At 23.6% G+C, this 12,041-nt stretch carries 11 protein-coding genes and 5 tRNA genes; 7 read left to right on the top strand and 9 right to left on the bottom strand.

Annotation, left to right across the window (positions count from 1 at the left end; genetic code table 11):
* Positions 1–39: 39 nt before the first annotated feature.
* The 4 genes from D9V60_RS02095 to rpiA all read left to right on the top strand — a co-directional run bounded on the left by D9V60_RS02095 (position 40) and on the right by rpiA (position 1,137).
* A tRNA-Met gene (locus tag D9V60_RS02095) sits at positions 40–116 on the top strand.
* 15 nt (positions 117–131) lie between these two features.
* Positions 132–213, top strand: a tRNA-Leu gene (locus D9V60_RS02090).
* A gap of 24 nt (positions 214–237) precedes the next feature.
* A tRNA-Gln gene (locus D9V60_RS02085) sits at positions 238–312 on the top strand.
* Positions 313–474: 162 nt separating this feature from the next.
* The gene (gene rpiA, locus D9V60_RS02080) at positions 475–1,137 is read left to right on the top strand and encodes a ribose-5-phosphate isomerase RpiA (RefSeq protein WP_158360694.1); all 663 of its coding nucleotides are present in this window, start codon (positions 475–477) and stop codon (positions 1,135–1,137) included.
* Positions 1,138–1,191: 54 nt separating this feature from the next.
* Here the strand turns inward: rpiA and D9V60_RS02075 are convergent, their stop codons facing one another.
* Together D9V60_RS02075 and D9V60_RS02070 are read right to left on the bottom strand one after the other, a co-directional pair.
* Positions 1,192–1,929, bottom strand: a complete 738-nt coding sequence (locus D9V60_RS02075) for a 16S rRNA (uracil(1498)-N(3))-methyltransferase (protein WP_158360693.1) — start codon at positions 1,927–1,929, stop codon at positions 1,192–1,194.
* The gene (locus tag D9V60_RS02070) at positions 1,926–2,621 is read right to left on the bottom strand and encodes an endonuclease (protein WP_158360692.1); all 696 of its coding nucleotides are present in this window, start codon (positions 2,619–2,621) and stop codon (positions 1,926–1,928) included. The genes D9V60_RS02075 and D9V60_RS02070 overlap by 4 nt, the downstream gene beginning before the upstream one ends.
* A gap of 230 nt (positions 2,622–2,851) precedes the next feature.
* Between D9V60_RS02070 and metK the strand changes: the two genes are divergently transcribed.
* The gene (metK, locus tag D9V60_RS02065; RefSeq protein WP_158360691.1) at positions 2,852–3,988 is read left to right on the top strand and encodes a methionine adenosyltransferase; all 1,137 of its coding nucleotides are present in this window, start codon (positions 2,852–2,854) and stop codon (positions 3,986–3,988) included.
* 128 nt (positions 3,989–4,116) lie between these two features.
* On the opposite strand, the gene gshA is transcribed toward metK, so the two are convergent.
* From gshA to D9V60_RS02035, 6 genes are all read right to left on the bottom strand, one after another.
* On the bottom strand, positions 4,117–5,640 hold the full coding sequence (gene gshA, locus D9V60_RS02060; protein ID WP_158360690.1) for a glutamate--cysteine ligase: 1,524 nt from the start codon (positions 5,638–5,640) through the stop codon (positions 4,117–4,119).
* A gap of 84 nt (positions 5,641–5,724) precedes the next feature.
* Positions 5,725–5,798, bottom strand: a tRNA-Arg gene (locus D9V60_RS02055).
* Between the two features lie 10 nt (positions 5,799–5,808).
* Positions 5,809–5,898 (bottom strand) — tRNA-Ser (locus D9V60_RS02050).
* A gap of 137 nt (positions 5,899–6,035) precedes the next feature.
* Positions 6,036–6,221, bottom strand: a complete 186-nt coding sequence (gene csrA, locus D9V60_RS02045) for a carbon storage regulator CsrA (RefSeq protein WP_158360689.1) — start codon at positions 6,219–6,221, stop codon at positions 6,036–6,038.
* 184 nt (positions 6,222–6,405) lie between these two features.
* A complete protein-coding gene (gene alaS, locus D9V60_RS02040) occupies positions 6,406–9,057 on the bottom strand; it encodes an alanine--tRNA ligase (protein WP_158360688.1) in 2,652 nt (883 codons plus the stop codon).
* Between the two features lie 103 nt (positions 9,058–9,160).
* On the bottom strand, positions 9,161–9,892 hold the full coding sequence (locus D9V60_RS02035) for an outer membrane protein assembly factor BamD (protein ID WP_158360687.1): 732 nt from the start codon (positions 9,890–9,892) through the stop codon (positions 9,161–9,163).
* A gap of 134 nt (positions 9,893–10,026) precedes the next feature.
* On the opposite strand from D9V60_RS02035, the gene rluD reads away from it, so the two are divergent.
* A complete protein-coding gene (gene rluD, locus D9V60_RS02030; RefSeq protein WP_158360686.1) occupies positions 10,027–10,977 on the top strand; it encodes a 23S rRNA pseudouridine(1911/1915/1917) synthase RluD in 951 nt (316 codons plus the stop codon).
* Between the two features lie 84 nt (positions 10,978–11,061).
* Positions 11,062–11,361, top strand: coding sequence for a DNA-binding transcriptional regulator Fis (gene fis / locus D9V60_RS02025; protein WP_158360685.1), 300 nt, complete (start codon positions 11,062–11,064; stop codon positions 11,359–11,361).
* 84 nt (positions 11,362–11,445) lie between these two features.
* On the opposite strand, the gene aroQ is transcribed toward fis, so the two are convergent.
* Positions 11,446–11,901 carry a type II 3-dehydroquinate dehydratase gene (gene aroQ, locus D9V60_RS02020; RefSeq protein WP_158360684.1) on the bottom strand — a complete coding sequence of 152 codons (456 nt, stop codon included), beginning with the start codon at positions 11,899–11,901 and terminating at the stop codon, positions 11,446–11,448.
* Positions 11,902–12,041: the final 140 nt, after the last annotated feature.

Below are 12,041 nucleotides of genomic sequence, written 5' to 3'. Positions count from 1 at the left end.
CAAAAATGTTGAATAAAATAATTTATTTATTGTTAATATGGCTACGTAGCTCAGTTGGTTAGAGCACAGCACTCATAACGCTGGGGTCATGGGTTCAAATCCCGTCGTAGCTACCAAATAAAAGTTTTTTTGCGGGAGTGGCGAAATAGGTAGACGCACCAGATTTAGGTTCTGGCGCCGTAAGGTGTGCGAGTTCAAATCTCGCCTCCCGTATATGTGTTTTTTCACTTTTTATTTTGGGGTATAGCCAAGCGGTTAAGGCACCGGTTTTTGATACCGGCATCCCTGGTTCGAATCCAGGTACCCCAGCCATCTAATTTATTCTTTTTCTAGTTTTCTAATAAAAATAATATTTTATAGATAAAATATAAACTATTTTAATTTTATATAGTATTATTGTATTTATTTTTACATTAAAAATTTTGCTATTTTTATTTTAGAATATTTATATAAAATAAAATAGGTTTTTATATTATGAATTTAAATGAATTTAAAAAAAAAGCAGCTTGGGCTGCGCTAGATTATATTTCCCCTGGAACCGTCATTGGAGTGGGGACAGGAAGTACTGTTTTTTATTTTATTGAAGCTTTAAGTACAGTAAAACATTTAATATCTGGAGTGGTTTCTAGTTCAAATTCTTCAACAATTTTGTTAAAAAAAAACGGGATTAATAATATTTTAAATTTGAATACTTTTAATACATTAGAAATTTATATTGATAGCGCTGATGAAATAAATAATAATATGCAGATGATTAAAGGTGGAGGTGCAGCGTTAACTAAGGAAAAAATTATTGCAGCTATTTCTAAAAAATTTATTTGTATTATAGATCAAACAAAAAAAGTAAATATATTAGGTTCTTTTCCACTACCTATTGAAATTATTCCTATAGCTGAATCATTTATTTCAAATGAAATAATTAAATTAGGAGGGCAGCCAAAAGTTAGAAAAAATGTTATCACGGATAATGGCAATATAATTTTAGACATACATAATTTATATATATATGATCCTATTTATATAGAAAAAAAAATTAGTCTATTACCAGGAGTTGTTACTGTTGGTTTATTTGCTTTAAGAGGTGCAGATATAATACTAATGGGTACAAAAAACAGTGTAAAAATTATAGAAAAATAGATTTTTTAAATTATAAATCATTTATTATTAAAATCTATTTTTATATGATTAAATTTATAAATCACCAAATCTAATCTGTAAAGCAGTTACTGCTGCAATTGCAGCTGTTTCTGTTCTTAAAATTCTTGGTCCTAATTTAACTGGAATAAATTCATGCTTGATTGCTTTTTGTACTTCTGATAGTGAAAATCCACCTTCACAACCAACTAATAATCGAATATAATTAATATTTTTTGGTAATTGGTTAATATTAATTATAGATTTTGGATCTAAAATAATTTTTGTTTCATTTTTATTTGATATTTCACACCATGTATTAATATTTTCTATATGATTAATTTTTGGAATAATATTACGTCGACATTGTTGGCATGCAGCAATTATTATATTTTTCCAATCAACGTTTTTTTTTAAAATATTTTTTTTATTTTTATTAAAATTACAATATTGTGAAAATATTGGAGTGATTGTATGTACGCCTAATTCAATAGATTTTTGAATAGCAAAATTCATTTTTTTATTTTTTGATATAACTAATCCCAGATGAATTAGCAATGGGGATTCAATATTTTTTTTTTCTTGTTCTAAAATTAAAATAGTTACTATTTTTTTTTTAATTTCAATGATTTTAGATAAAAAAATATAATTTGTATCATTAAATATTTCTAATTTATTTTGAGTATTCATACGTAATACTTTGATTATATAATGTGTATTAGATGAGTTCAAAATTATTTTTTCATTGATTTTTAAATTTTTATCAATATAAATGCGTGGAATACGATTTTTCATTTTTTAAAAAAGTAATTTTTATTTAGACATTCTTTATATACATAATGATTATGATTACCTTGAATTTTAAATATTAGATGTTCTCTTATACATTCCCATTTAGTAACTGGAAAACTAAGATTCCATTTGTTAAATAATTTTTTTTCTCGTATAGATAATTTAAGATTATATATTGTATTCATATAAAAATAAGTTCTAGCTATAGCTCCCCGAGCTATTTTAGGCGGTTCTACTAATTTTTTTTTAAAGTCTATTTTCATGCTGCATTTACCATATTGTTTTACATTGCTATTTAATTCGCTATACATGAAATTAGAACGATCTCCATTTATCTCTCCAATAGAAGGTTGCAAATTATGTAAATCAAATTCAAAATTTTGATAATTTCGATTTTTCATGCATTTTTTCCTTCCTCCTTTTTTCCAACATTTTTTTTGATGTCCAAATTGCCATGCTGGAACAACATGTTCCCATTCAATTCTTTGTGCTCGATTCTTATTTTTACGGATTTTGTATCCGCATGATGATAAATTAGGAATTCCTTTTTTATTATACCAAGTAATTTTACATCCACAATAAAATGTTCCAGGCGCATTTTTATGTATTTTAATCGCTAAAATTTTAGCTTGTTGAAAACTTTTTATATGATTTTTTTTTACATTATCTTTTTTTATAATAATTAAAAAAAAAATGCACTAATTAAGATAAGAAATATTTTTTTAATCATGTTTTATACTAAACAATTATTATTATTTTTTTATTTTAAAAAAAATTATTTAAATGTTCTTTTAAATAAAAATATTTAATATGATATATATATTAACATATATTCTAGCAAAAATATTTTGTTTAATAAAATATTAAATTAAGTATATTTTTCTAGTTTTAATAAATCATTTAATTAAAAGGAATATGCAATATAATGAATGAATATCTTTTCACATCAGAATCAGTTTCAGAAGGTCATCCAGATAAAATTGCTGATCAAATTTCTGATGCTTTATTAGATGAAATTATTAAACAAGATATCAAAGCACGAGTTGCTTGTGAAACTTATGTAAAAACAGGAATGGTTTTAATTGGCGGTGAAATTACTACTACTGCTTGGGTTGATGTTGAGGAAATTACTCGAAATACTATTAAAAATATTGGTTATATTAATTCAGAAACAGGTTTTGATGCAAATTCTTGCGCTATATTAAGTGCAATAGGAAAACAATCACCTGACATTACTCAAGGAGTTGATCGTTCTGATCCTTTAGAACAAGGTGCTGGTGATCAAGGTATTATTTTTGGCTATGCTACGAACGAAACAGAAGTTTTAATGCCTGCACCTATTACTTACGCTCATTTATTAGTAAAAAAACAATCTGAATTAAGAAAAAAAAATATTTTATCTTGGTTAAGACCTGATGCTAAGAGTCAAGTAACATTTAAATATAAAAATGGAAATATAGTGGGAATTGATACAGTTGTTTTTTCAACTCAACATAAAGAAAATATTAATCAACGTATTTTAAAAGAAGCTATTATGGAGGAAATTATAAAACCAGTTTTACCAAAGAAATGGATAACGAAAAATACTAAATTTTTTGTGAATCCTACTGGAAGATTTGTTATTGGGGGTCCAATGGGAGATTGCGGTTTAACGGGTCGAAAAATTATTGTGGATACTTATGGAGGAATGTCTAGACATGGTGGAGGAGCTTTTTCTGGAAAAGATCCATCTAAAGTAGATAGATCTGCAGCATATGCTGCTAGGTATGTAGCAAAAAATATTGTAGCAGCAGGTTTAGCAGATCGTTGTGAAATTCAGTTATCATACGCTATTGGAATAGCCGAACCTACTTCTATTATGATTGAAACTTTTCGCACTGGAAAACTTAGTAATAAAGCATTAATTGATTTAGTTAGAGATATTTTTGATTTACGTCCATACGGATTAATTAAAATGCTTAATTTACTACAGCCTATTTATTTTAAAACATCTGTATATGGACATTTTGGAAGAGAAGAATTTCCATGGGAAAAAATAGATAAAGTAGATGAATTATCTTAATAAAAAATTATAATATTGCATATATATATTTCTTAAAAAATAATTTATGTAGATATCTTACATTAATATGAATAATTATATCAAATTATTCATGATTTCCCCATGTTAATTTAGCATGGGAGAATAATTTATTTTTTTAGATAATCTTTTAAAGATAATATTTCGTTTTTTTCTATTTCTTTTTCTTTTTTATGAGAGCGAATAGTTTCATCTTCAAGAATTTTTTTATGTGAATTATAATAAAATCGCTTAATAAATTGATTATGATATGTATTAGCTAAATTTAATCCTGTTTTTTTTATGCTGCTATTTTCAATAAATATATTTAAAAATTTAGCTGAATAAGTTAATTTTGGATCTTCAAAGAAAAGTATTTTTTTATCGCATACTTTTTGATATTCTGAATTTTTTAATTCATTATCAAGAATAATAGCTATTTTTTTTAAATCTTGGAATATTCGTTTACCAATTTTTTTTAGTTTATACTTTTTGTTTTCATTAATATAAATTTTTTGATTTGGTTTTCGTCCTTCAAAAATAATTTTATTCCAATTTTTAGTAATAAATAAAAAATCTGTTTTGTTTATTTTAGGAGAGTGCATTAAAGAGCACCAGATTAAAAATAAATCTAAAAAAAGTATTTGATTTTTATTAATTCCAATAGATGAAAATGGATTTATATCTAAAGAACGTATTTCTACATATTCAATACCTCTATTTTGTATAGCATCTAAAAGTGATTCTCCAAAATTAGTGTTTCTTTTAGGTCTAATCTGTGTATATAATTCATTTTCTAATTGTAATATGTTAGTATTTAATTGCTGAAACTCTCCAAATTGATTTATTAATCCTAAATCAGAAAATTTTTTGGATGGTGTATTTATTGCTTTTTTTAAAGAATCAACATATGAACCTAGATTGTTAAATGTAATATTTAGATCTTGAATCGAAGTGCTTGTATATCCCATATCACTCAATCTTAATGAAGTTGACCATGGTAAATATAGTATACCTTCTTTATTTTTTTGAAATTTATACTTTTTATTTGTTAAGAAGTTTTCTAATATTGCAGGTGATGATCCAAATAAATATGGAATGATCCAACCAAATCGATAATAATTCCGAATTAAATTTAAATAACCAGAAGATGCATTATCTATTTTGTTTTTTTTCCAAAATGCTGTTGGTAATGAAAAATTATAGTGTATTCCTGAAATAGTATTTTTTAAATCACCATATCTTATTTTTAAACCTTTTCTGTAAAGAGTTTTAAACGCTCCATAATTAGAACTGCCATATTTTGCAATTTGAATTTTTGTTGATTTTTTATATATATATGGAATACTAAAAGGCCACATTAACTCTTTTGGATTTTTATATGCGACAAAAGAATGAAGATTTTTTAAAAAATTTAATAAATCATCTATACTATTAGTTTTTGGAGTGATAAATTCTAATAAATTTTCAGAAAAATCAGTTGTAATCCATCGATGTGTTAATGAAGAACCAATTTTATATGGGTGTTGAGTATTTGAAAAATCTCCATTTTTTTTAATTCTTAGAGTTTCTCTTTCAATACCTCGATAAATATTTTTTAATATTGATGAGTTTTTTTCTAGCCAAGTAATTTTTTCTGAGATATCCTCTATCAACTTTTTCTCCCAAGTAAGTTAAATTTTTAATTATTTTTAAAAAACTTTTTTATTATAGGATAATAAATTCTTGGTTAGAATTTGTGCATCCGGAAGGATTCGAACCTCCGACCGCTCGGTTCGTAGCCGAGTACTCTATCCAACTGAGCTACGGATGCAATTTTTTGCCGGTGAAAGAGGGATTCGAACCCTCGATGCAGAGTTTTTCTACATACTCCCTTAGCAGGGGAGCGCCTTAAGCCTCTCGGCCATTTCACCGATTTTTTATTATTTTAATTTTACTTTTTTTTAAATATAAGTCAATTTTTTTTTAAAAATAAATGATAAACGACAACAAATTATTTAATAAAAATATAAAATGCATCTTACTTATGAAGAGTAAGATGCAATACTTATTATTTATTTTTTTTACTGTTTTTTTCCGCTTGAATACGTTGATATATTTCTTCACGATGCACTGAAACTTCTTTAGGAGCGTTTACACCAATACGAACTTGATTTCCTTTTACCCCTAGCACTGTTACAGTTATTTCATCGCCAATTATCAATGTTTCGCCAACTCGACGAGTTAGAATAAGCATTCTTTGTTCCTTGAAATAAAAGAGTTCATCCAATCTGATTCCTGGAATTAAAATAATACAGTGCTAATTATAAACTGTAAAATATTTCAATATTTATTTACATAGTATATTATTATACTATATTGATATATTACATTATAAATTAATGTAGTTTGAAACTAAGTATATTTATTTTATATGTTTTTTATAAAAAATCGTCTTTTTTATTTTTTAGTTTTAAATTAATCCATAATTTAATAATTTTTAAAATTTTAGATAAGTTTGTCGTATTTAGACTTGCGCCTTCAGCGATTTCTTCTTTTCCACCTCCTTTTCCATTGGAATTTTTAATAAAAATTTTCATAATTTCCAATGCAGTTAAATAACTAGTCAAATTTTTTGTAATTCCTGCAATTATTTTAAAATGATTATTGTTTTTATTTATAAATATAATAATTGCGCTTTTAAAATCGTTTTTTAATTGATCAATAATTAACTTTAATGATTTATAATCATAATTGTGAAATATGTGAATTAATAATTTCACTCCTTTTATGTTTTCAATATTTTTAGATATTTTATTAATTTGATGTATATTTTCTTTATTTTGCAAAATATTTACTTTTTTTTCTAAATTTTTGATTTGTATTATTAGTTTTTCTACTTTTTCTTTAAAATTAATACTTTTAGTTTTTAAAGCAGTGGATATATTTTCGATTTCATTTTCTTTAATATGTAAAAATTTTATTGCTTCGGATTCTGTTATAGCTTCTATTCTTTTAACACCGGATGAAATGCTTGATTGTTCTATTATCTTAAATAACCCAATGTTTCCAGTTCTAGTCGTATGTGTTCCGCCACAAAGTTCTATAGAAAAATTTTTAATAAATACAACGCGAACAATCGAATCATATTTATTTTCAAATAGTGCTATTGCTTTTTTCTTTTTTGCTTCTTCTAAACTACAATATTGAATTTTAATTAAATTATTTTTATATATTTCTTCGTTTACAATTCTTTCGATTTTTTGTATATCAGATAAACTTATAATTTTAGGAGAAGAAAAGTCAAATCTTAAACGTGTATTCGTTACTAAAGATCCTTTTTGGGTGACCATATCTCCTAATACTTTACGTAATGCGGCATGAAGCAAATGAGTAGCAGAATGATTTATTTGAATTTTTTTTCTATAAAATTTATCAATTTTAGTATATAAAAAATTATTGATTTCAAATTTTCCTACAATTACTTTTCCAATATGCCCGATTGTATTTCCATATTTTTTTGTATTTTCAACTATGAAACGTGACTTTTTATAATGCAATTCACCTATATCACCTATCTGACCACCAGATTCTGGATAAAAACATGTTTTATCAAGGAAAATAATTCCATTTTGGCCTTCAGAAATTAATGAAACTGATTCCTTATTTACATAAATATGTTTTATTAATGCTTTAATTGTGTTTTTTTTATAACCTTCAAAAGTGCAATGATCATTAATATTTATTATTTGATTGTAATTTAAAGAAAATTTATTTCCTATATTTGATAGTTTTTTTTGTTTTTCTTTTTCTAAATAATAACTACTAATATCTATTTCGATTCCTTGTTCACGACAAATATCTATTGTTAAATCAGCAGGGAATCCAAATGTATCATAAAGATAAAAAACAGTTTTTCCAGAAATTTTTTGATTGTATGTTTTTTTAATTTCTATATTTAATATTTTTAATCCTTTTTCAAGAGTTTCAGAAAATTGAATTTCTTCTAATTTTAATATTTCTTGAATTTTTTTTTCCTTTTCTTTTAAAAAATTAAAATTTTCACTTATGTTTTCAATAAAATAAGGAATAATTTTATAAAAGCAATTTTTCTTTATTCCAATTTTATATGCGTGTCTTAACATTCTTCTAATAATTCTTCTTAAAATATATCCTCGATGTTCATTCGATGGAATTATGTTTTCATAAATAAGAAATATGCAAGATCTAATATGATCTGAAATTATTTTTAAAGATATATTATTTAAATTTTCTATATTACTGAAGCGGGAAATGTTGTGAATTAATTTTTGAAAAACATCGATTTTATAATTTGATTTTACATTTTGTAAAACAGCAGCAATTCTTTCTAAACCCATTCCTGTATCTATAGATTTATATTTTAAAGGAATTATTTTATTTGAAGAAATACGATTATATTCTATAAAAACAATATTCCAGATTTCGATAAAATATTCATTTTTATTCTTTAAAAATTCAGAAAAATCATGATTTTTTTTTGCGTCATAATTATAAAATATTTCAGTACATGGCCCGCATGGTCCAGTATCCCCCATTTGCCAAAAGTTTTCAGAATGATATTTGCAATTATCTTTATCACCTATTTTAATTATATGTTCAGGAGGAATTTTAATAATATCAATCCATATTTTATATGTTTCTTCATCATTTTTATATACTGAAATCCATAATTTATTTTTATTAATGTTAAACCATTGTTTAGATGTTAATAATTCCCATGCATATAAAATGGCATCTTTTTTAAAATAATCATTAAAACTAAAATTTCCAAGCATTTCAAATAATGTATGATGTCTTTCTGTGTATCCTACGTTTTCTAAATCATTATGTTTTCCTCCTGTTCTTAAGCAACGTTGTGCAGTAGTTATGCGAGAATATTTTTTTTTTTTCGGATTTAAAAAAAAATCTTTAAACTGATTCATTCCTGCATTAGTAAATAGTAGTGTAGAGTCATTTGTTGGAATTAAAGAACTGCTTGGAAGAATAGTATGTCCTTTTTTTTGAAAAAATTGTAAAAATTTTTTTCGTATTTCATTTGTTGTATTTTTCATATTTTTTAATTTTTTTAAAAATAACGTTTATGCTATTAAAGTGTTTAAAAATATAATTTAACATTTAAATTTGTTACGAATTAAAACTATTTAATTAAAAAATTTAAAATTTATTTAGTGAAATAATTTTAGATATTTTTTTAGCAGTATCAAATATTTTTAATTGAATAAAAGATTGTTGCATATAATTTAATGTTTCTATTACATATGAAGTTTCTGGATACTTTTGAAGTATTTCCTCACCCCGGTTAATAACTGCTATATATTTTTTATGATTAAAATAATATTTTAATATTTCAAAATCATATTTTGATAAACGTTGTTTTAAATAAAATAAATCTTTTTTTACATTTGTAATATAAATACTTTTAGGATAACTATATAAAAAATTTTTTAATTCAAAAAAAGCTTTTCTTGCATAAACAGGATCGCTTTTATAAGTTTTTATAGTTAATATTTTGAAAAAAATATTTTTATCAAGCGATATATCTATTAAACTTTTTATGTAAAAAATATAGTCAATATTTGGATGTTTTGGGTATAGTTCTATAAATTCTTTTATATTTTTTTGCGCCATATGAAAATTTTCAATTTTATAATATGCATAAATTAAATTAATTTGAATTTTATCGGAATAAGCATTAGAAATATTTTTTTTTTTCATGCTTTCTAAATGAAATATTGCGCTATCAAATTTATTTTCTTTTAGTTCTTTTTTGCAATATTCATAAAATATTTTTTCTTGAATAATTTTTTTTTGTTGCGTATTTTGAGAACACGCTGAAGAATGTATAAGCAGTAGTATAAAAATAATTAAAATATTTTTTTTTAGCATAATATATATTTTCTATAATTTAATGAAATTTTGTATTAATAGTATTTATTATATTAATATGTATTAGAATATCATATTCTGTGAAAATAAAGATTTAGATTAAACAAATATATTTTAAAAATAAGGATTTTGTATTGAAAAAAAAAAAAATAAGTATATTAGCTCCTTATAACACAATTTCAGGAAAAAGATTAGATTTAACTATTTCTCAAATTTTTCGGAAGTATTCGCGTTCCTGTATTAAAAATTGGATTCTTACCAATCATGTATATGTTAATGATAAAATAGAAAACAAACCTAATAAAAAAATATTAGGAGGTGAAAAAATTACTATTTACCCAATTTTTAAAAAGATAATATCTGATTTACCGGAAAATATTTCTTTAAATATTGTATATGAAGATAATGACTTATTAGTTATAAATAAATCTCCTGGTGTCGTTGTTCACCCTGGAGCTGGAAACAATAGTAATACAATTTTAAATGGATTATTATATCATTATGAAAATAGTAAATATTTACCTCGTTGCGGAATTGTTCATCGTTTAGATAAAAATACGAGCGGTTTAATGGTGATAGCTAAAACAATTTTTGCGTATTATTATTTAGTAGAATTATTAAAATCTAAAAAAGTTATTCGAGAATATCAAGCTATTGTAAAAGGAAATATGATTTCTGGTGGTACAATTAACTGCCCTATAATGCGTCATCCTACTAAAAGAATATGTATGATAGCACATGAATCAGGAAAACCTGCTATTACACATTATAGAATAATTAAACGATTTAAATTTTATACACATATCTTATTAAAATTAGAAACAGGTCGAACTCATCAAATTCGCGCTCATATGTTACATATTAAATACCCTTTATTAGGTGATCCTTTATACGGTGGGATCAATTATTCTTTTAACTATTTACAAAAAAAGTGTTTTTTTAAAAATGAAGTTTTTTTTCGTCAAGCATTACATGCGCATTATATTGAATTTTTAAATCCTACTACTAAAAAATTAATTAGTTTTAGAACTGATTTACCTAATGATATGAAAGATCTTATTCTCAATTTAGAGCAACAACTATAAAATATATTATTTTTTTATATAATATGTTTTAATTTTTAATAATATTAATTTTATTATACAAAAAATTAAAGAGTTGATAATTTTATGCCAGAAAATTTAATAGATAAAAAATTTTTAGTAAACTTTACTAAAGATAATCAAAATAAAGTTATAAAAAAACCTTTGCGTTTATTAGTTAAAAAATCTTTAGAAAATTATTTATTAAATTTAGATAATACTAAATATATTAATAATTTATACCCATTAATATTATCTGAACTTGAACAGCCATTACTAGATGTAATCATGCAATATACACGTGGAAATCAAACAAAAGCTGCTTTAATGATGGGTATAAATCGTAGTACTTTACGAAAAAAATTAAAAAAATATGGTATGAATTAATTTTTTAAAATTTTTATAGGTTTTAGATATGATTGCACTTTCTATCAATTTATAATTAAAGAAGGTGCAAAATTATAATAAATTTTATTTTTTTATTAAACATCTTTTAGATATTGTTTTTAATGCCCAATAGTAACCTTCTAGCCCTAATCCTGTAATTACCCCTTGAGAAATATCGGAAAACCATGAATGAGAACGAAAGTTTTCTCTACTATAAATATTAGAAATATGAACTTCTATAAATGGTATAGAAGTAGCAATTAGTGCATCTCTTAAAGCTATGCTAGTATGTGTAAAAGCTGCTGGATTAATTATAATATAATCAATATTATCTTCTTTAGCAGAGTGTATTTTTTCAATTAATATATGTTCTGCATTAGACTGTATATGATTTAATAATATATTTAATTTTTCTGATTTTTTTTTTAAGTTATTTATTAGATCTTGTAAAGTATTATTTCCATATATATTCGGTTCTCTAGTTCCTAAAAGATTTAGATTAGGCCCATTTATTAGTAATACATTTATCTTTTTTTTCATTTTTAGCTCAATGTAGCAATTAAATTAATTTAAAAAATTTATCATTCTATTTTATAATAAATTTTTAAGATTATATATAATATTTTTATAAAAAATATTTTTTATTTTTTTTTTATATTTTATAATGTAAACATAATAAT

Source organism: Buchnera aphidicola (Aphis craccivora) (genome assembly GCF_005082145.1).
GTDB lineage: Bacteria > Pseudomonadota > Gammaproteobacteria > Enterobacterales > Enterobacteriaceae > Buchnera > Buchnera aphidicola_U.
The sequence above is the reverse complement of the archived record's forward strand: the minus strand, read 5'-3'. Positions and strand labels throughout refer to the sequence as shown.